Source organism: Shewanella sp. DW31 (assembly GCF_015767295.1).
GTDB lineage: Bacteria > Pseudomonadota > Gammaproteobacteria > Enterobacterales > Shewanellaceae > Shewanella > Shewanella oncorhynchi.
Window position 1 is genome coordinate 191,561 of record NZ_JADWMP020000002.1, and the last position, 20,436, is coordinate 211,996.

18 protein-coding genes are annotated in these 20,436 nt (G+C 45.7%); 9 read left to right on the forward strand and 9 right to left on the reverse strand.

Annotated features, from left to right (window positions below):
* Window positions 1–33 precede the first annotated feature (33 nt).
* On the reverse strand, window positions 34–1,101 hold the full coding sequence (locus GWI56_RS03075; protein ID WP_198572107.1) for an alkene reductase: 1,068 nt from the start codon (window positions 1,099–1,101) through the stop codon (window positions 34–36).
* Window positions 1,102–1,234: 133 nt separating this feature from the next.
* Between GWI56_RS03075 and GWI56_RS03080 the strand changes: the two genes are divergently transcribed.
* The gene (locus tag GWI56_RS03080) at window positions 1,235–1,816 is read left to right on the forward strand and encodes a TetR/AcrR family transcriptional regulator (protein WP_173246058.1); all 582 of its coding nucleotides are present in this window, start codon (window positions 1,235–1,237) and stop codon (window positions 1,814–1,816) included.
* 176 nt (window positions 1,817–1,992) lie between these two features.
* Here the strand turns inward: GWI56_RS03080 and GWI56_RS03085 are convergent, their stop codons facing one another.
* Together GWI56_RS03085 and GWI56_RS03090 are read right to left on the reverse strand one after the other, a co-directional pair.
* Entirely contained in the window at window positions 1,993–2,217 is a 225-nt protein-coding gene (locus tag GWI56_RS03085; protein ID WP_028760777.1) for a TIGR02922 family protein, read from the reverse strand.
* A 332-nt stretch (window positions 2,218–2,549) separates the two neighbouring features.
* A complete protein-coding gene (locus GWI56_RS03090) occupies window positions 2,550–4,118 on the reverse strand; it encodes a methyl-accepting chemotaxis protein (protein WP_198572108.1) in 1,569 nt (522 codons plus the stop codon).
* A gap of 435 nt (window positions 4,119–4,553) precedes the next feature.
* On the opposite strand from GWI56_RS03090, the gene GWI56_RS03095 reads away from it, so the two are divergent.
* On the forward strand, window positions 4,554–5,276 hold the full coding sequence (locus tag GWI56_RS03095) for a YebC/PmpR family DNA-binding transcriptional regulator (protein WP_028760779.1): 723 nt from the start codon (window positions 4,554–4,556) through the stop codon (window positions 5,274–5,276).
* A 66-nt stretch (window positions 5,277–5,342) separates the two neighbouring features.
* Here GWI56_RS03095 and GWI56_RS03100 read toward each other — a convergent pair whose 3' ends face one another.
* Both GWI56_RS03100 and GWI56_RS03105 read right to left on the reverse strand, forming a co-directional pair.
* Entirely contained in the window at window positions 5,343–7,007 is a 1,665-nt protein-coding gene (locus GWI56_RS03100; RefSeq protein ID WP_198572109.1) for a carotenoid oxygenase family protein, read from the reverse strand.
* A 15-nt stretch (window positions 7,008–7,022) separates the two neighbouring features.
* The gene (locus tag GWI56_RS03105) at window positions 7,023–7,532 is read right to left on the reverse strand and encodes a DUF2141 domain-containing protein (protein WP_198572110.1); all 510 of its coding nucleotides are present in this window, start codon (window positions 7,530–7,532) and stop codon (window positions 7,023–7,025) included.
* Window positions 7,533–7,715: 183 nt separating this feature from the next.
* Here GWI56_RS03105 and GWI56_RS03110 point away from each other — a divergent pair, with 183 nt between their 5' ends.
* Both GWI56_RS03110 and GWI56_RS03115 read left to right on the forward strand, forming a co-directional pair.
* Window positions 7,716–8,879: a histidine kinase gene (locus GWI56_RS03110; RefSeq protein ID WP_198572111.1), complete on the forward strand. Its 1,164-nt coding sequence runs from the start codon at window positions 7,716–7,718 to the stop codon at window positions 8,877–8,879.
* Between the two features lie 29 nt (window positions 8,880–8,908).
* The gene (locus tag GWI56_RS03115; RefSeq protein ID WP_198572112.1) at window positions 8,909–9,559 is read left to right on the forward strand and encodes a response regulator transcription factor; all 651 of its coding nucleotides are present in this window, start codon (window positions 8,909–8,911) and stop codon (window positions 9,557–9,559) included.
* Between the two features lie 93 nt (window positions 9,560–9,652).
* Here GWI56_RS03115 and raiA read toward each other — a convergent pair whose 3' ends face one another.
* Together raiA and GWI56_RS03125 are read right to left on the reverse strand one after the other, a co-directional pair.
* Window positions 9,653–10,009, reverse strand: a complete 357-nt coding sequence (gene raiA / locus GWI56_RS03120; RefSeq protein WP_028760784.1) for a ribosome-associated translation inhibitor RaiA — start codon at window positions 10,007–10,009, stop codon at window positions 9,653–9,655.
* A 248-nt stretch (window positions 10,010–10,257) separates the two neighbouring features.
* Window positions 10,258–11,826, reverse strand: a complete 1,569-nt coding sequence (locus tag GWI56_RS03125; RefSeq protein WP_198572113.1) for a PAS domain-containing methyl-accepting chemotaxis protein — start codon at window positions 11,824–11,826, stop codon at window positions 10,258–10,260.
* 428 nt (window positions 11,827–12,254) lie between these two features.
* Between GWI56_RS03125 and GWI56_RS03130 the strand changes: the two genes are divergently transcribed.
* The 5 genes from GWI56_RS03130 (at window position 12,255) to GWI56_RS03150 (ending at window position 15,838) form a co-directional block, all read left to right on the forward strand.
* Entirely contained in the window at window positions 12,255–12,629 is a 375-nt protein-coding gene (locus GWI56_RS03130; RefSeq protein WP_131523016.1) for a DUF3649 domain-containing protein, read from the forward strand.
* 1 nt (window position 12,630) lies between these two features.
* A complete protein-coding gene (locus GWI56_RS03135; RefSeq protein WP_198572114.1) occupies window positions 12,631–14,301 on the forward strand; it encodes a PepSY-associated TM helix domain-containing protein in 1,671 nt (556 codons plus the stop codon).
* Window positions 14,298–14,648 carry a DUF3325 domain-containing protein gene (locus GWI56_RS03140; RefSeq protein ID WP_198572115.1) on the forward strand — a complete coding sequence of 117 codons (351 nt, stop codon included), beginning with the start codon at window positions 14,298–14,300 and terminating at the stop codon, window positions 14,646–14,648. The genes GWI56_RS03135 and GWI56_RS03140 overlap by 4 nt, the downstream gene beginning before the upstream one ends.
* An 87-nt stretch (window positions 14,649–14,735) precedes the next feature.
* The gene (locus tag GWI56_RS03145; protein ID WP_131523019.1) at window positions 14,736–15,173 is read left to right on the forward strand and encodes an OsmC family protein; all 438 of its coding nucleotides are present in this window, start codon (window positions 14,736–14,738) and stop codon (window positions 15,171–15,173) included.
* Between the two features lie 224 nt (window positions 15,174–15,397).
* Window positions 15,398–15,838: a hypothetical protein gene (locus GWI56_RS03150; RefSeq protein ID WP_198572116.1), complete on the forward strand. Its 441-nt coding sequence runs from the start codon at window positions 15,398–15,400 to the stop codon at window positions 15,836–15,838.
* Between the two features lie 106 nt (window positions 15,839–15,944).
* On the opposite strand, the gene GWI56_RS03155 is transcribed toward GWI56_RS03150, so the two are convergent.
* Together GWI56_RS03155 and GWI56_RS03160 are read right to left on the reverse strand one after the other, a co-directional pair.
* Window positions 15,945–19,229: a S41 family peptidase gene (locus GWI56_RS03155; protein WP_198572117.1), complete on the reverse strand. Its 3,285-nt coding sequence runs from the start codon at window positions 19,227–19,229 to the stop codon at window positions 15,945–15,947.
* A gap of 334 nt (window positions 19,230–19,563) precedes the next feature.
* Window positions 19,564–20,421 (reverse strand): transporter substrate-binding domain-containing protein, encoded by an 858-nt coding sequence (locus GWI56_RS03160; protein WP_198572118.1) that lies wholly within the window; start codon window positions 20,419–20,421, stop codon window positions 19,564–19,566.
* Between the last annotated feature and the right edge of the window lie 15 nt (window positions 20,422–20,436).

Here is a 20,436-nt window from a genome sequence, read left to right on the forward strand (position 1 = left end):
CTAACCCTTTCTTTATAAAGCTATTAAGCGAAATTACACTAAGCTTGTAAGCATTTCATCGCTGTAAGGAACAAGTTCAACGCCATCACGCACGCGAGCAACATAGTCAGGGTTAGCAATGAATGGGCGACCAATAGCAATCAAATCAAACTTATTCGCCGCAATCGCTTCACTGGCGGTTTCAGCGCTGTAGCTTCCAACACCCACTAAGGTTTTGCCATAGTGTGCGCGCACATAGCTTGAAGCTCTGCCACCAAGATAGTCGAATTCCATGCTGTCATCGAAAATCCCAATATGCACAAAAGCGATATCGCGGGATTCCAGCTCAGGCAAGAAGTAATCGAACACTTCGCGGTCACGACTATCTGCCGCCATATTGAAATAAGCCCCTGGAGAAATCCGTAAACCGGTTCTGTCTTTGCCGATACGAGCCACAACAGCATCGACAACCTCAAGCGCAAAACGGGACATATTGGCAGGTGTTCCACCGTATTCATCAGTACGGCGATTGCTGTCATGGTGTAAGAAAGTGTCAATCAAATAACCATTTGCACCGTGGATTTCGACGCCATCGAACCCAGCTTCAATGGCATTTTCCGCCGCTTTGGCGTAATCACGCACTAGGCCTTGAATATCCTCAAGTGTGGCAGGTTTTGGCGTGACATATGTCAGTTCGCGCATTCTTGGCACACTGCCTTCAATCTTCTGTGCTGATGCCGCAAGCACATCACCACCATCGAAAAAGTGTGGATGAGCAACACGGCCCGTATGCCATAACTGCACAAAAATCTTACCGCCATTGGCATGTACCGCATCGGTCACTTTACGCCAGCCAGCAATTTGCGCTTGAGTAAAAATACCAGGGGTATTTGGGTAACCTTGAGCATCGGGACGAATAATAGTCGCCTCTGTGATGATCAAACCCGCTTCAGCGCGGCGTGCATAGTAGGCAACCATATCATCGGTCGGCACTAAATCGGCATCCGCCATACAACGGGTTAAAGGTGCCATTAAGATACGATTATTTAAGGTAATAGTGTCATTAAGTGAGTAGGTATCGAACAGATTTACCAATGAATTTGGCGTGGTTTGTGTGGTCATTTTCTCAGTCCCATTCTTGAATATGCATTCAAGATATTATTATTTGAACGATCATTCAAGTTCATTTTTGAATGTTTGTTCAAATTTAGGTAGAATCTGGCCTAAGCGTTTCTATACAAGTGAATTAAATTCGATGCGTAATGCAGAGTTCGACCGAGAACAGGTACTTCGCGGCGCTATGGCCGCCTTCATGCACAAGGGTTACACCAAAACGAGCATGCAAGATCTTACTCAAGCCACGGGATTACATCCGGGGTCGATTTACTGTGCCTTCACCAATAAACGCGGGTTATTAATCGCGGCCATAGAGCAATATCAACTCGACAGAAACGAGCAATTCAACAATCTATTCGGCAATGGCGAGAATGTGCTGACTAATTTGAAAACCTACTTAGATCATCTCGTTATTGAATGTCTGAGTTGCGATAGCGCCCAAGCTTGCTTACTGACAAAAGCGTTAAATGAAATTGCAGAGCAAGATGTTGAGATCCGGGACATCATCAATCAGTATCTACAATCTTGGCAGCAAGCACTCACACTACAATTTGCCACCGCAACGTTACAAGGACTCCTCCAAGGCGATCGCAGCAGCGAGCAAAGAGCCCAATATTTAATGATGGGAATTTATGGTTTAAGAACCTTCGCCCACACCCATCCTAATGCCGAAACCTTACAGTATCTTGCAGACCAATTGCTGGTAGAAGTCTGCCATTAAAGTGCGTTAATTTGTGGGACAGTAAATATCTGAATGACTAATCGAATATGATTAAGCGAACAAGCGCTAACATTAATAGAAATAGATGGATTGAATAGAGTTTTTGCAGAAAATGTCGGGACGATAATTTAGCAAAGTGAATTATTCGTCCCAAGAATGACGATTAGTTTAAAATGTTAACCTATATTAGCTTGAGCAAACACTCGCTCGCCTAATGAATTCAATATCTTACACTCACCTTCAAGTACAGCAATGATAGATTTTCCCTTGCGGAAACTTGCAGGTATCATCACACGCCCAGCTTCACTCACTGGCAAATTACCTAATACGGCGTTGTGCATAATTAACCCTACGGGCGCATCATAATATAAAACAGTTACAGTCGCTTGATTTGCTTGCATCACATTTAACTCACATTAAGCAGCATCTACTGCGTTATATTTACGTCGCAAGAGAGCTCCCTGTCCTCAACATTTTAAAATATCCAGGAAGATATTTTAAACATTTTAAATCAATTACTTAAGGTCTTATTCAAATTTTATGATTTTTTATTGGATACAATACTGTCTTATACTGTACACCTTGGGCTATTTAAGCACTTCGGCAAAAAGATGCCAATCTATTTCTATTATGTTAATCAATTACCCACGATCGATCACATATAAGACACAAATAAAGATGCGTTTTTATGCATTTTTTAGAGTAAATAACCTAAATTTGAGTTATCAGTAATCTACTTAGCTTTAAATCCCACTCGAAATCCGCCCCAATGTTTACCGTTTACAAAAATGGGCACCGACAAGTCGTGCATCACTTCGCCCGTATCGCGTTTATAAGTTTGCAATAGCACAGGTTCAGTATGGGCGCCGCAACGGATCCCTGTAGGATCATTAAACAAGCGTTTGGTTCGATTGTGCACCATATCAACCTCAACTTTGCCTGTCAGTGCTTGGCTAAAGCGTTTATTATGGGTCGGAAAATAACCTTTCCTATCAACGGCTCCCGCATAAATAATTTCGCTGTGTTTTGCCAGAATGGGCTCTTGAATTGTTGGAAAATGCTGATCGGTATAACGATCGAAAGCCGTGCTGTATTTCTGCGGCTGAGTATTGGTAATAGGTTGGTATTTAGGATTAAACAAATCAGCCTCGCTAAAACTGCCACTGGCTAAACCTTGTGCTAACTTGTCACCGCACGCTTTAGCGGCAACATTCGCCAATTGCAGAACCTGCTGATCGAAGGTTTGTGTATCCCATTTAGACAGCGCTTTAAAAATACCCTCAGTGGTCAAGGATAAAGTAAAGGCCTGCTCGGATACGCTATGACTCTGTTTACCCGTCGAATTTAATGAGTCACGTATTTGAGTCACCGAGCGGCTAATGTCGTTAGTAGTGTTGTTATATTGTTTGAGTGAATCTTCCATATCACCTAAGGCATGGGCCGATTGGGTCACAGAAGCCGAAATCTCAGTGAAGTGCGCGTCTAACTCGCCCATGGCGGCGACCACATCGGCTGTTTGCGTCACGACTCGCTCCATCAGCCCAGAAGTTTTATCCGTTTCACTGCGGATTTCTAATAACATCTTGCCGATATCTTGGGTCGCACCTGCGGTTTTACCCGCAAGGCTGCGTACTTCGTCAGCCACTACCGCAAAACCTCGACCCTGCTCTCCCGCACGAGCCGCTTCGATGGCCGCATTTAACGCCAACAGATTCGTTTGCTCGGCAACGGAGTTAATCACTTCGGTAATTTTTTGGATTTCTTCGGCTCTTGATTTAAGCGCCTGCACTTGCTCAGCGGCAGTATCAATATCCGTACTCAGTGAACGAATGGCCGCAACACCTTTCTGAGCTTGACTTCGTCCCTGCACGCTAACGCGCTCAGCCTCTTGAGCTTGGCCTAAAATGTCGGCGGCATTATCGCCAAGTTGGGCCGTAGTGTGACTCAATTGCCCTGCAGCAACCGCAATGGCGCTGGCATGCTCGCCATTTGATTCAATTGATTTATTCAATAAATCAATAAAATGCGACACCTCAGCCGAACCGATAGCCATTTTGCTGGTTTGCACACTAATGTCGTGGGCGGGAATGCTTTGCTCTTGTAATGCCTTAATGTTTGCCTCATCGGTGTCGAGCTTAGCCTTAGATGCGCGCAAACACACCCACACCACTAAGCCACAGGCAAGAACGCCCAAGATCAACGCCTGCACAATACTAGGAAGATGCAGTCCCTCAAGTAATAAACTCCCCAGAGTGACCAGCGTGAAACTGATGAAAATTAAAATTTTGTGCTGTATTTCCATATACTTCCCGTAACTGCGCAAGGTAAAAATGAAAGGGAAATGCTAAGAGTCGAATCATTAGCCTTCGTTCAGCTGCTATCAATTACAGCGGCTATTGCTTACAACTGACGAGGGAGGGCTAACTATGATAGCGCTCAAGATTTATAGTTTTAGTCTATTTCTCTGAATAAGCTAGATAATTTATCTCGCTAAATAAACAAAGTAGAAGTTAGCTATCATCAACAGTCTCACGAGCGTATGGCATTAGACATTAGTATTAATCTATCGCGATATAGTCCTAGCCTATCTAAAAGCAGATCTTCCTTGATAAAACCAACTTTGCCCTGAAATGCGTGCCCCGTCGCCTTCTAGGTAATAAATCACATAGGGACGACTGCACTTATGCCAAGAAAACTGCTAATATCGGCGCAATTTTTTTGAGCTAACGAGATCAAGATGGGCAGAGCATATCAAAACAAGAAAGAATCCATGGCGAAAACAGCCGGTCAAAAAACCCGCATTTATTCACGCTACGGTAAAGAGATTTACGTTGTCGCTAAGCAAGGCGGCGTTGAGCCCGATGGAAACTTATCACTGCGTCGCTTAATTGAACGCGCTAAGAAAGACCAAGTGCCTGCGCATGTTATTGAACGCGCAATTGAAAAAGCCAAAGGCGGCGGTGGTGAAGATTACGATACCGCCCGTTACGAAGGTTTTGGTCCAGGCAACTGCATGGTCATTGTTGACTGCTTAACCGATAACGTAAAACGTACCTTCACCGAAGTGCGTCAAGCCTTCGTGAAAAACGATGCCAAACTCGGCGGCCCAGGTACAGTTGGCCACATGTTTGATCATCAAGCCGTGTTCGTGTTTGCGGGTGATGACGAAGATGCGATTTTAGAACTGCTGATGATGGCTGACGTTGATGTAAGCGATGTTGAGCTTGAAGATGGCTTAATCACAGTTTACGCGCCGCACACTGAATACTTTAAAGTCAAAACTGCACTGACCGAAGCGATGCCAGAGGTTAACTTTGAATTTGACAATATCACCTTCGTACCGCAGGACATGACTAAAGTTGAAGGTGAAGATGTCGTTATGTTTGAAAAGTTTATTGCCGCACTTGAAGATTGTGACGACGTACAAAACGTCTATCACAATGCGGAAATTGATGACTAAACGTTTCTTTCGCCTGAAACAAAAACGCAGCTAAGAGCTGCGTTTTTTTATTTATAGATCAAAATATTAAGCTTCAATAAAGCAGCCATGAAACCCTAGTGGCAATACCCTGTTCATTTGAGCCGAAGCGATGGGGCCCGCACTGATATCACTGGCACGAAACAAAGACAAACCAGACTGTGCATTATGGTAATCGAGCCAAGTCATCAGTAAATAGGCTTCGTGCTGCTCAGTGGCGGGGATATAGAGCGGCTCTTCGGCAATCTTGCCTTTGCCAAGATAAAACGCGCTATAGCTCGCGTCGCCAAGTGTATCCGCACTGTGCTTGCTGCTGTCTTTTGCATTATGAATACAATACAGAGTGTTACTTAGCCCTGATTCAGAGTCAGATTCTGCTTCATATTTAAAGTTAGAGCTGGAGCCAGAGTTAACAGCTGAATCTGATCTTGCTCCAACGCCAAATAACGGAACCAACTCCGAAGCCCCACCTGTTTTCTCTGCAAACGCTTTTTCACCGCTAGTTTGTTTTTTACTCATAATGTGCTGCGAAAACTGGGGAAACTCCATCATCACGCCGCTGCGGTTAATACGTGCAGAGGAAGACAAGGTCTCCGCAAACTGCGCTTTGCTAGCTGCTGTAAGTGCTACTGTGAGCGGTACTGTGATCGTCACTAACTCTGCATGGGGTGTCTTAGTTTTTCGCTCCCCCGTCAGCAACCCCTTCATCCCTTGGGTTAAAATAGCAGAATTGGGATAGAGGCAAAGCTGCACCGAAAGTTCGTCATTCTTCTCAATGGCTTGACCAAAGTGAAATACAAATCCCGCAGGTAGCAGGTGCAACTGGCGCACGCTAAAATCAGCTTTGTCGATGACTAGTAATTGCGATGGCAATTCGGGGCGCCATTTAAAGGCATCAACATAGGTTTCGCCCTCTTCATACACGCAGGATGAAATGTAAAACACCAGCTTACTCTCACTCTGCGCGAAGGCATGTAAATAGCTAGCTTGAGGTAATTCAATCACTTCCATTCTGGCAATGCTGTCATCGGCTGCCACTTGATACACAAGTAATTGCTTATCACCACCGACATACCAGACGCCAAAATTCCATAGTCCACCTTGTCCGTCATCGAGTGGGTGAGCAGAAAAGGGCAAGCCCTTAAATTTGTCACCAAAACTTTTCACGCCAAGCGTGGTTAAGGTCTGAGCATCAAGTCGATAGGGTGAACCCGCCTCCCATAAAGCGAGCAACTCGCCGTGGCGCGGCAATAAACTAGTATTGGCCACATTCAAATCGTCGTTATTTCGAATAGGTAAAGCATTGGGGATCACTGTGCCTGCAGTCGTGTACTTAAACGCGCCAGCGGCCTCTTCCACTTTAAACTTCTTTGTTTGGATAAACTTAGCCTGATGCTGAATTTGCCTATTGCTCACACTAAACTGCTGCACCATGCCATCGCCATCGAACCAATGCTGATATGCCTTACCTGCCCGAGACATTTTCGCTGGCCCATTACGATATAGATTGCCGCTCAACTGCGCTGGCCACTCGCCTGAAACCTGCATAGTCAGTGGCTGATAGTCAGCTTCAGCACCACTAAATCCAATCGCCCATGGCTCACGTGCGACCGTTTGTGCGTTATCCAGCGCCAGCAATTTATCCACTGAACTGGCCCAAACTGCACTCGTCATGAGGGCGGCTGAGCCTGCTAGAAATTGACGTCTATCCATGGTGCAGCGCCCCTCTTAGCGAATGTGTATAGTGATTTGCGCATCGGCCTGCAAACTAAAGCTGGCGTCTTTAAAGCTCGCAGGTCCAAAACTGCCGGCGTTATTGCTAAAACCATAGCCTTCACTCGGCACACCTAACATATTGGTATCTAAGCTGTGGTTGCCATTTTCATCGTGAAAGACCTTGACCGCATATTGGCCATCAGCGAGATCGCTAAATACCAGCCTATGCTCTGTCTTAGTGACGGGTTTTATCATAGACGCACTAGGATTGTGGCCTGCGGCGTAATCCTCGGCATTGGCGTAAAGCTCAACCATCAAGGCGCCGGTTTGTACTTGAATATTATCGATATCCACAGTCAGGGTATGTGCCTGGCTCTCAGCCGACATGCTTCCAGCCGATACACTTCCAGCCGACAAGAGCAAGCAAGCTAAGCCTACGCCCCAAATCGCTGATAACGTCCTTTTGGTCATATTTGCTCGGCGAATCTGGGTTGTTGTCATCGTTAAGTTCACGTGTTTCATGTCTTGCTCCTGTTATTTGCGCTGATAAGTGACTGCGATGGAGTTAGCTTAAAAAATCACAGGACGAAAAACAGGTGCCAAAAGTCATGAAACAAGAATTTAACAAGATGACTTTTGGCATAGTGACATCTGGCGCTGATACCTTAGAATGGTCGGCAGAATCGGATTAAGGAATAGACATTCGTGCTAGAAAATCGATTAGCAAAAGAAGAGAGCATGTTGATTGCCGCTGGAGTGATCACTTGGGCATTAATCGCTTGGGTCGGAATAACCCAAGCCGCATTGCATACATGGCAAGGCATGCTAAATGCCGTACTGTATGGGCTGTTTTTAGTGCAATTTATACTAATAGCAACGGACATAGCTCCACATAATAATATTCAACTTCGCCGCATAACCACGCTAGCAATGCCCTTGATCGTACTGAGCTTATTACTCACGGCAAACCATGCATTGCTGCCGATCCTCTTCGTCATTTGGGCGTCACTGTTGCCTGAGTTTTTTAGTCGTCGCCAAGCTATTTCACAGCTGCTGCTAGCCAACCTTGTTTATTACGCGCTGCTGAAATGGCAATTGCATGAACAAAGCAATGTGTTCAATATTTTGATTTATCTTGGCTTTCAATTCTTTGCCTACAGCAGTAGCCAAGCAAGGCTTTCTGAACGTAAATCACGTTTGATACAAGAACAGCTAAACCAACAGCTTATTGCCACTCGCGCCCTACTGAGCCAAGCCAGCGAACAGCAAGAAAGACTGCGGATATCACGCGATTTGCACGACATTCTCGGCCACCAACTCACAGCGCTTTCCCTGCAATTGGAAGTACTAAGCCATACAGCGCCCGAGGAACTCAAACCTCAAGTGAACCAAAGTAAATCCTTAGCTAAAGAGCTACTTGAAAGTATTCGCGCCGTCGTCAGGGCTCAAAGAGTGCAAGTGGGATTGGATTTAGTCCCACCTTTAGAGGCACTGATGACCCGCTTACCCAGCGTGACTCTTAACTGCAAAGGGATGAAGCCACTGCAAACAGCCGAACTGACTCAGGCACTACTGTTAGTGCTGCAGGAAGGCATCAGCAACGCCGTTCGTCACGGCAAGGCGAATCAACTGCAATTGAGCATGCAAGACTCCCAAAGCGCGCTGGTATTGCAACTAAGCGACAACGGCATGGGGCTAACACGGGGATCCGCGCGAAACGCATCAGCTAAAAGCGGCACTGGACAGTTCAGTACTGGGCTCGGCGGCATGCAGGAAAGGCTACAACCCTTTAATGGCACCTTGGAGTTAAGAGCAAATGACTCGGCGCCCGGCTGCCAACTCACCCTCACACTCCCTGCACTCGCTTAACTTTTTATTAAAAACGCTTTGGGATCTCTATGGATATGCAAAACAACATTATCAGTGTCGGTTTAGTAGAAGATCAACAATTGGTTCGCCAAGGTATCGCCAGCCTGCTCGCCATTTCCGACAACATTCGCGTGTTATGGCAAGCCGAAGACGGCCAAGATGCACTCAAAAAGCTTGCCAGCAATCCCGTCGATGTACTGCTCAGTGATATCCGCATGCCAAATCTTGATGGTATCGCCATGCTCAAACAGATACGCCAGAGTGCCAATAGTTTACCTATCATCATGTTAACCACCTTCGATGACAGTGAGTTATTCCTCAATAGTTTGCAGGCGGGCGCCAATGGTTTTTTGCTCAAGGACGTGTCACTCGACAAGTTACTGCACGCCATCGAAACCGTCGCCAAAGGCGGCTACTTGATAGAGCCTTCGGTACTCAAACAGATGAGTGAGCCTAAACCTGCACCTAGCGTTGGGGTAACTAGAAATGAATTATTGTCGGAACGGGAGCGGGAAATTCTCAGTTTTATGGCGGGCGGCTTCTCCAACAAGGAAATCGCCAATGCGGTATTTTTAGCCGAGGGCACAGTGAAGAATCATGTCTCTAACATACTCACTAAACTCGATTGCCGAGACCGTACCCAAGCTGTGCTCAAGGGATTACAACTGGCATTGATTTAACCCATTAGCATTAAACCAAACCCGATTGCCAACAAAAAGGGCCATTTAAGGCCCTTTTTGTGCTCATCTAAAGCGATGAGTTATGGCTAAAACCTAACGAAGATCCATCTCTTGGATAATTTCATGGGCAATAGCTGGCGTTGTACAGCTCGGGGTTTCATGCAAATCCGCTTTTAACTGACCTTTACGGTGCTTAAGTGCTGCATCTAATTTTTTCGATGCTGCTTTGATTGCTGGGTACATAACCTCATCGGTACCTGAAGCAGAAATACGGCTTCCTTCATAATTCGTACGAAGCTCAACCTGATACTCGCCATGCTCTTTCGCAATAATAATGTCCAGTGCGATCAGAGAGGGGAAATGGGTGGCGATTTTTGCAAATTTTTCGTTAACATCTTCTCTAATAGAATCAGTAACATCGACGTGGTGACCAGAAATATTTATTTTCATAGGTTGTCCCTTTTAGTGTCATTACTTTTATTTTTGCTTCACTAATAGAGCTTGGGGCATGCAGGATAAAACACAAGGGTTATTGGCAAATATTTCGGTCAACTCAGGTATTAGCATCTCCTAAATGTGACCTCCATCAAGAAGTCAAAAATAAAACAGCGAGAAAAACATGATTAAGTGATTGATTTATAAACAGGCATTAATAATAAATCAATCACAAAATGCAATACGACATAAGGTAAATACGCTTAATATTTACGTTGCACACTCTGCTGCCAAAACTGTTGGGACAAATGATGCGTCTTGGTCGATAAACGCGACACTTGATCACCCCGCGCTGCCGCATCGAGCGTCTGCTCTAAACTCTGCTGAGCCAAGTCGCTGATCACATGGATAGCTCGGCTAATTTCTGCGGCCACCGAAGTCTGCTGCGTCATCGCCGCCGCATTATCATCACTCAAAGAATTAATTCGCGAAATAGATGAAAGCAACTCGCCAAAAGCCACACTCGCATCTTGCGCTAAGCTTACCGAACGTTTTACCTGTTCCTGCCCTGCCATCATGGTCGAGGTTGCCCTTTGAGTGCTTTCCCTAAAACGACTAACAATTAACTCAATTTGTGAGGTGGATTGGCTAGTACGGCTCGATAACTGCCTGACCTCATCGGCCACCACGGCAAAACCACGACCACTCTCCCCTGCCCGTGCCGCTTCAATTGCCGCATTTAAGGCTAATAAGTTAGTTTGGTCGGCAATGGCACGTATGACTTCTAGCACTTGGTGAATCGCACGGCTATCTTGTTCAATAGCTTGTACAACATCGGAAAAGTGGCTCACTTGTACACTTAACTGATGTATCGCATCAATAACCGTTTCTAAACGTGAATGACCGCGTTGAGCCGCCTCATGGCTCGACACCATTTCCGAGGCAGTGCGATGAATGTTTCCCGTTACTTCAGCAAAACTGGCACTCATCTGCTCCATCGCAGTCGCAGCTTGCGTGGTTTGTTCACTCTGACTATCGGCATGCTCCCAAGTGTTTGTAATGGTTTGTTTAAGGCTGACACTTTGTGCTTGGATCTCACTGGCAGAATCAGCCATACGGCCAACAACGCCACCAATTTCAGTGATCAAAAAACGTAGGGCGAGGTCTAATTTACCGATCTCATCTTGGCGGCCGGTGTACACGCCCGTAGCGACGGGATCGTCAATAATGTTGGTTGCCATAGACACAAGCTTTTGCAGCGGCTGCATCAGGTAATACCATGCTAGGCACGCGAGGCTCATCCCTACCATCGCGGCAACTATGGGGGAATAACTGGCAATCATCGCCGTAGCCGTAATCGAAACCAACATGGCCAGCAGTATTTTGCCACTGAAACCTAACCTATCTTTACGCAATACTTTAGGTTGCTTGCCCTGATTAATATCACGGTAAATACTCTCAGCGGCTTTAATCTGCTCAGGGGTAGCTTGGCGACGAACAGATTGATACTCATGAACTTTACCATCTTCATACACAGGCGCGACGTAGGCATTCACCCAATAATAGCCGCCCGTTTTGGTGCGATTTTTAACTATCCCCATCCAAGGCTTGCCCTGCTTAATTCGCTCCCAGAGGATCTTAAATGCAGCCGCAGGCATATCTTGATGGCGCACTATGTTATGTGGATTCCCTTGCAACTCAGCAACACTAAACCCACTGATCTGCGAAAAGGTCTGATTCACATATTTAATGTTTCCCTTCAGATCCGTCGTTGATAGTAAAATCGCATTATCTGACAGGTGTGTTTCACCATTTGTAGAATTTTTATGCATAGGGTTATCAGGCTAGGTCTCGGTAAAAAAGATAACGCATTCTGCCAAAACCGTCGTCTATCAAAATTGATAAAGCTCACATTGGCAGCATAAAAATTAACCTAACGCTAAACAAGCAGTAACCACTAAACACATATCAACAAATAAAAACAAACAATTGTGACAGGGCGCTCGTTACGCTACATACGTTAAACTCGTCACCCTACACTCGCTAAAGCAGATCAGCTTAAGATCACAAATTCACATTCGAATCTAAATGATATCGTTTATCATTTGAATTAACTAAGTTATACTTCTCGCGGTTAGCTATCTACTGCTATAGAAATGCATTTGTCGTTAAGCCAAAAAGCTCAAGCACACTTTGCAGAATCAACAGTAACGGATAGCCATAACAGACCCATATTGGCTCGAAATGAGAAGTGGCACTTATGTCTAATACACCCGCGTTTGAAACCTCAACGCAATCTTCTACAACTCAAATGCGCTCGTTCTCGCTGATTTCGCGGGGAATTGTGCAATGGTTTAAGCAAGAACAATCGCAGTTTGCCTTCAAAGTCTTTGCCCGTGCGAGTGCCGCTCTACTGGCGGGTTATGTTGCGGCAGCAACCTTGGCTTGCCTGCTGACATTAGTGCTACCTATGCCGCGCTTTGAAAGCACGATAACGGCCAATATGTTAGCTTTCCTGTTTTATGCCATCGCTATTATTTATGCCTTTTGTGTGCGTAAAACCTGGCATGCGTGGCGAGATTTAGGCTTAGTGAGTTTGTTATGTTTTGGATTGATCAAGGTATGTGGGCAATAAGATGAAAGAGACATTTTTTAGAACTTTATCTTGGCTACATACCTGGGCAGGCTTGCTGGTATGTTGGGTATTATTGTTGATCTTTTTTGCGGGTAGCTTGAGCTATTTTCGCCATGAGATCAGCCTTTGGAATGAACCCGAATTACACAAAGGGGTTTATCAAGACTACCGAGCCGATACCCTCGAAAACCAATTAGATAAAGGGCAAAGTTACATAGAAGCGCATTCGCCGGCAACAGCGCAGCGCTGGATGATAGGTTTTCCAACTGAACGGACCCCCTTTCAAAGCGTTAGCTGGCAACTGCCACCAGAAAAAGGTCAGCGTCGTGGCAAGACTGAAGAACATGTAGCCTTAGCAGATGGCAGCGGCATGATCTCTGAAGTGCGTGAGAGTCGCGGCGGTGATTTCTTCTATCGTCTGCACTTTGACTTGCACTATATGTCCGCTATTACAGCGCGTTATATCGTCGGCGTTTGCACTATGTTTATGCTGATCGCCCTTATCAGTGGCATAGTGATCCACAAACGGATCTTCAAAGATTTGTTCAGTTTTAGACGGGATAAAGGCGCTCGCTCTTGGCTAGACGCGCACAATGTGAGCTCTGTCATCGCCCTGCCCTACCATTTGATGATCACTTATACAGGGCTTATTACCCTAATGCTTATCTATATCCCATGGACGGTTAATACCGCCTATTCGGGTGATAACCAAGCTTTTTTAAAAGAACTTAATCCCGCCAGACAAACCGAGAAAGCCGCGGGGATTAGTGCGCCACAGGTGCAACTGAGCCAATTACTACCTCAAGTGAAAGCCGCATGGGGCGATGCGCCAATTAAGCAAGTGATAGTGTCATACCCTAAAGATCAAAATAGCCAAGTGACCTTTTACCAAAACACAGGTAAAGATGTGACCGATGAAGCCAATATTTTGATATTCAACGGGGTAAATGGTGAGCTTAAATATGCCAGCCCGCACGAAGCCTCTGGAGCCTCCGCGACTTACGATACTATGATGTCGCTGCACACGGCACGTTTTGCCGCACCGCTGCTAAGATTTTTATTCTTTTTCTGCGGTTTATTAGGCTGCGCTATGATCGCGACAGGCACTTTGATGTGGGCCATTCGTCTACGTCAAAAACAGCAAAAATTGATCGATAAAGGCGAGAAACCAAGCTTTGGATTACGTTTAGTTGAAGGGTTAAACTTCATGTTTATCTTAGGATTACCCTTAGGCACTGTAGCCTTCTTTTACGCCAATCGTCTCTTATCAACAAGTTTTGCAAGCCGCTCTGAATGGGAAGTTCACAGTTTCTTTATCGCGTTAGCGGTAATGGGTGTTTGGGCTTTCTTGGGTCGTTCACGTCGCCAGTGGCAAACCGCATTACGACTCACAGGGACTTTGTGCTGTGCGCTGCCCGTGCTCAATGCCTTCACATCACCAAGCAATATCATCGACAATATCCAATCCCATCAATGGGCTTTAGTCGGATTTGACGTGCTTGCAGTACTACTTGGTGGCGCTATGCTATTTGCCAGTAAAAGAGTGACTTTGATTGCTAAGGCCCCCACTAAACGCCCAGCAAAAGCAAAAAATGTACGTAGAAGCGAATCCCAAACATCCCTTGCCAGCGACCTTAGTTCGTCATCTTCATTGGAGGAAGCCAAATCATGATGCCAGAACTTATTCCCCTACTTGGGATCTTAGGTTTGAGTTATCTTTCCCTCGCCCTGTTTGCCTTAGCTAAATTTGGTCACTTCAAGGATGTGTTCAATCGTCCACCAGCACAATGGCAAAGTCGTTTGCTAACCTTGTTTGCTTGGTTACTACTAGCATTTAGCTTAAGTGCCTGCGCGAGCGATCAGGGCTGGGCCTACGGGAGCATTTTGTTTATGGGAATAATTTCCCTCGCGGCAATGCTAGTCATCCTAACGTTAAGCTACAGCCCGCGCCATTTACCGATAGGAATCGTCACTGGCAGCGTGCTCACTGGCACTCTATTACTGAGTGCTGGGATCTAATGTCCAGCTAACACTGACATGGCGATCATGGCTAAGTGAGCACCGCTAGGCTATAGTGCCCTGATGTCCTTCAGATAGGAGAAAATAATGGGCTTTAACTTAACGGTTAACTGGCAAACCTCGCCCGCCGAAGAAGGCGAATTTTGTCGAGACCACAGTATTACCTTTGGCAGCGGCCAGACGATTCAAGCCTCGTCGGCACCGGAATACAAAGGCAATGGGCAAAATGTCAATCCAGAGGAAAGCCTGTTGGCTGCATTATCCTCATGCCATATGTTGACCTTTCTAGCAATTGCGCATCTTAAGCGCTTACCTGTAACCTCTTATGTGGATAATGCCACTGCAGAGCTAGGTAAAAACGATGCGGGCAAGTTGGCCGTGACTAAGATGGTGCTTAATCCTAAGGTCATTTTCGCTGAAGGGGTCGAAGTCAGCCAAGAAACCCTTGAGAAAATTCACGAGAAAGCACATGCAAATTGCTTTATCGCTAATAGTTTAGCAACAGATATTCAAATCAAGTTTTAGGATTTGAGCAGATCTTTATGGCCCGCTGATGGTTTTCCTAAGCGGGCTTTTTTATTGCCGCACCGTAACTCAATACCTGTCTGAATCATTGCTATCATCGAATTATCCGCGCCACCTAACCATCCACATAGTCTAACTTTTCACCATTATTCAGCTCAGGTCCAGCTTTTAAACAGTACGATATAAGCCAATCTTAGCTTGGTATCATCTGTTGGAGTTAAAAGATGCACATTCAACCACTGCGAAATTCCCCGTCTGTCAGCCCACAAAAAAATGTCTCCACTGCTGAATTTGCACAAGTTAACAATGCCGTTCAAACCAGCGCACCCGCGTCAACTGATACAGTAACGCTTTCTAGCAATGCAAAACAATTGGCGGCGAATGCGCAAAAACCAGCAGAAATGCCAGCACTGATGGATAACATAGAAACCTTAGTCGAATTGAAACACGCGAAGATGAAGTATCAAGTGATCGCCGACATGACCAATTTAGCGACAGGAACGAGCCAAGGAATTTCAGCGCCAACGGCCTATTATCTAAGCCATAACGAAGACGCGAGAGCAATGACAGTTAATCACCTTGCCCAACAACAGCAAGTGAACACTATGCAAACCTATGCGGAAACAAGTAAAAATGGGAATAGAAGTATTAATGAATGGGCATAAAAATGGGTGTTGTCTCGGGAACCAAGAGACAACACCCTAACTTTGTACGCGGATATGCTAGCCGAGATACCTTAAATTTCGGTTAAATACTGAATTTAAATATCAATTACTTAGCTTTAATATCCTGTGCCATACCTTTTACAGGCAAAGGTTGCACTTTTAAGGCTGGGATTGGCTGTTTAACCAACTCATCCTTTAAATAACTTATTGCAGTTTCAAGCTGCGCATCTTTTCCATTAAAGGTAGCAAAAGGTAAGTTATCGACTTCAATATCCGGCGTTACGCCATGGCCTTCAAGCACCCAGCGGCCATCCATTGCATACTGTGGATACTCGGCCACCCGCGCCATCCCTTTATCAGTCAACGCATTTCGCCCAGATAACCACACGCCCGCCCCTGCCGTTTGCTTACCAATTAAGGGCGCAATACCGAGCGCTTTAATCCCTGCGGAGAAGGTTTCGCCGTCGGAATAGGTCAGTTCATCGGTTAACACCACTAAATGACCACGGAAAGTTTGTTGCATATTGGTGTTTGGCGTGCCGTGGGTCGGTTGCCAAAACGCCCAAGCGCGGCGTAGTAACTTCTCGATAATCCAACTGTCAATATTGCCACCGCGGTTACGGCGAACATCGATAATCAAACCCTCTTTATCGTAGTTGGCATAAAACTCACGGGCGAAACTTTCAATATCACCACCGCCCATGGCATATAAGTGCAAATAACCCATCTTGCCCTGACTTGCATCCTCGACCACAGCCGCATTATGGCTCACCCAATCTAAGTAACGTAATTGACTGTCCACCACAGCACTAACGGGCATGACGATGGTTTTATGGGTTTGGCTACCACGCTTAAGCTGTAGTAATACTTGCTTATCCTGTTGATTGCGTAAAAGACGCGTGACGTCAGCCACATTCGCCACTGGCGTGCCATTGATAGCCAACAGCATATCGCCTTCTTTAGCATCGACTTCGATACGATTTAACGGTGAAGCATTAGCCGGTAACTCAGGATCGTTACTGTAAATGTGCGCGATTTTAACGCCATCTGCCGTTTGTTGTAGGCGCGCGCCAAGACTTGCCGCTTTAGCCGCATCGGGATCTTGAGGTATGTCACCACCGCGCACCTGTGAGTGCAAAGAATCTAACTCGCCCATCATTTGCATGAAGATATCGTTCAGTTCGTTACGGTCAGTCAGGCGGTCGAGCAAAGGCTGATACTTAGCTTTGGTTGCTTGCCAATCGAGGCCGCGCATTTTTTTGTCGAAGAAAGATTCTCGGTGCATCAACCACGCATCTTCAAACATTTGCTGCCATTCAAGCTGCGGAGAAATCGCTAACTGCCATTGTTCCGTTTGCACTTTGGCATTATCCGTATCGCCTAATTTATCGCCGCCATCAACAATCAGGAGTGATTTCTCATTACTGTGCTTACGTAGCATCAGCTTTTTACCATCGGCAGAAACCTCATATTGGCCAATGTCCTCGGCAAAAACCTCGGCTTTGGGGCTTAATCGGTCAAATTTGATGGTCATTAAATTAGGTGCAACATCGTCACCAATAGCTTGATCTAACAGATAAAGTCTATCATCGACGACGCGCAGCTTACTGTAATTGCCTGAATCGACAGGCACTTGCCATAAACGCTGAGAGATCCCTGCCCAATCGATTTTTACTGGACTCGGTTTATCCTTAGCATCGGTTTTTTCAACTTGATTCGATTCGAGTTCATTGGGTTTACTAAAGGGGAATTTGGCATTTTTGACCAGTGCGATGGCAAAAATTTGGCTGCGTTTATCAAACACAGGGCCCATGTTTCTATCGCCCCAAGGTGAACTTGGTGTTGCGCTGAATTGGCGGTTTGACAGGAAATATAGCCACTGGCCGTCACTGCTAAAGGTTGGCGAATAGGACTCGTATTTGTCGCTTGTGAGCGTCTCGGCCTTATTTTCATCCACAGAATACAGGACGATTTGCGGACGTTGTTTACCGATTTCCGACTTAGTTAATGCAATAAAACGGCTGTCACCTGACCAGCGGATATCGGCGTAAGGCCCAAGTCCCTCGCCGTTAGTGATTATTTTTTGATTGGTATTTTTCTTTAAGTCGAGCAGCCAAACGTTACCATCGTTATCGTCATGGGCGATAAATCGACCGTCACTGGACAAATTAAGACTCATTCTTAAAGTATGACCGTCTTTGGTTAACTGTTTAGCGCCACTGCTGCCATCAGCAGGGAATTGCCAAATTTCCTGCTGACCTGTCATGTCGCTAATCGCATAAACCGACTTGCCATCTTGGCTCAACACAGCTTCCCTAACGCGATAAGTCCCCGGCAGTGCAACTTGAACTAAACGCGATCCATCAACACCCGCGATCGCCACGTGGCTGCGGGCGGTAATCACCACTTTATCGCCAGCGGGGGCAAAATTAGTCGAAGAAGCGTAATCCATAGGATCTTTTACCCAATGCTCACGGCACTCGGCAAAATCGGAAATGAGTTCAATATTGAGTAACGAGTCTTTAGCGGCCGCAATATCAAACACATGGATATCCGCACCTAACTGGAATACCACTTTGCCTTGGTCCATCCGCGCACCGCGGACTTGCCAATCTTTAAATTGAGTCAACTGTTTTGCATCTGAACCATCGAGCGCCATCGACCAGAGGTTGTCGTTGCCATCGCTGTCGCTGATAAAATAGAGTCTGTCCTGCCATAGCATAGGTTGGCGCACTGAGCCGTCGTGTTGGCCGCTAAGCAACTGTGCTTCGATTTTGCTGCCAAGTTTAAAGCGCCATAATTCACCTTTTGCGCCGCCACGGTACACTTTGGCATTATCGCCAGTCACTTGCAGACCAAAGCGGGTGAAGTACACGTATTCGTTGCGATCATCAATCACACCTTCAACTGCATCGGCTAAGGGTAAATCTGTGGTGGTGAGGGTTTGAGGATCGACGCTGCGCAGTATCCAATTATTAGCAGGACCAAAACCAGTGTCGGTAGAATATAAAATCTCGCCTTTGGCAGTCCAGCCCTGAACTCGTACACGGCTATTCTCAAAACTCACCCGTTTAGCCACACCGCCCGTAATGGGGATCACATACACTTCGCTCGCGCCTTCATAGTTGGCAACATAAGCAACCCACTTACCGTCGGCCGAAATAGTCGCCCCTAGCTCTTCCGCAGGTAAACTCGTTAAGCGAGTAGCCGCTTTTTGACCTAAGGTCTGAGTCCATAAATCTCCTTCTGCAGTAAAGACTAAGGTTTGATCGTGCAACGCGGGTGCACGGTAATACCCATGATTGCTCACCGCATCGGCAGCGATGGTTTGGAACGCTGTTAATGTGCCTAGGGCAAGCATACAGCAGGCGACAGAATGGCGAAGTTTCATGTATGACCTCTATCCTATTGTTATTTTTTAGCAATAGACTCTTTACTACGAGATTTTGCTAGCAGATTTAGCGAAGAAATTCTTGCCATGGGCTTTTGTAAAAAACCACAATCAAGTCCAAAGCATGACAATTGAGCCCAACAAGCTAGCAGAATTTGATAGAGAGTTCAGTAACTTCAAGTCAGAGAAGTTTTAGCAAATGTGTCACATCTTAAATCGCGGAGGAACAACTGAATAAAAGACAAGATTCTTTAGAGGAAAACATCAAAGATCATAGCGTTACCATATTGCACTAGGATAAAAGTATACCAGAGTCGGACATGAGTGGCTAATGTTAAGGGCTGACATACAGCGTCTTTAGCGGACTGTTTAGGCGGCTCATATTAGACTGTTTCGCCAGTGTCATTTGTTGCCATTTATTGATCACTCGTGCAATTTCACCGTTATCCATCAATGCCTTAATCGCATGATTAAACTGCTCTAACTGGCTTGTCTTGATACTCGCTTTGCTGAACATTAAATGAATATGGTTTTGATCTAACACTAACTTAAGTGGCACTAGCTTGATGCGTTGATGCTGGCTGGCGATATAGGGCATGGCTAAGGTATCTCCGACGATCATATCTCCTCTACCGTAGATAAGCATTTGCACAGACTTATCTGAGTCTGGACTTAATACTAACAAGTGCTCCTGCTCTAATCGATATTGAGATTCTTGATAATCTGCACCATACCAACCGCTAGAAGGGACAAGTAGACGCAATTTTTTGGTAAAAATGTCCTCCCATTTATCGATATTAATCTGATCTTTTTGCTCATAAAGTACAAATAAGCGCAGCTCTTCATCCCGGTAATAGGTTGAAAAAAGAGCATAGTTTTGACGTTCATCCGTCATAGTCGCTCCCATCAACACATCTAACTGTCCTGCTCGCAACATCTGATGCGAGCGCTTAGCGGGCACATTAATAAAATGAACTTCACAACCAAGATACACTGCAAATGCCCGCATCAGATCCACATCTAAGCCTTGGGCTTCTCCTTGAGGATCTTGCCAAGCATAGGGAGGCCAATCGTTGTAACCGACTTTAATCGTGTTCTTACAAGGTAAAGAACTATTGACCTGCGGCGCACTTACAGCGGGCAAGACTAAAAAAAGCAAAAATAAGACAGGAACGTATTTAAACCATGGCATAGGCTAAGTTACTTG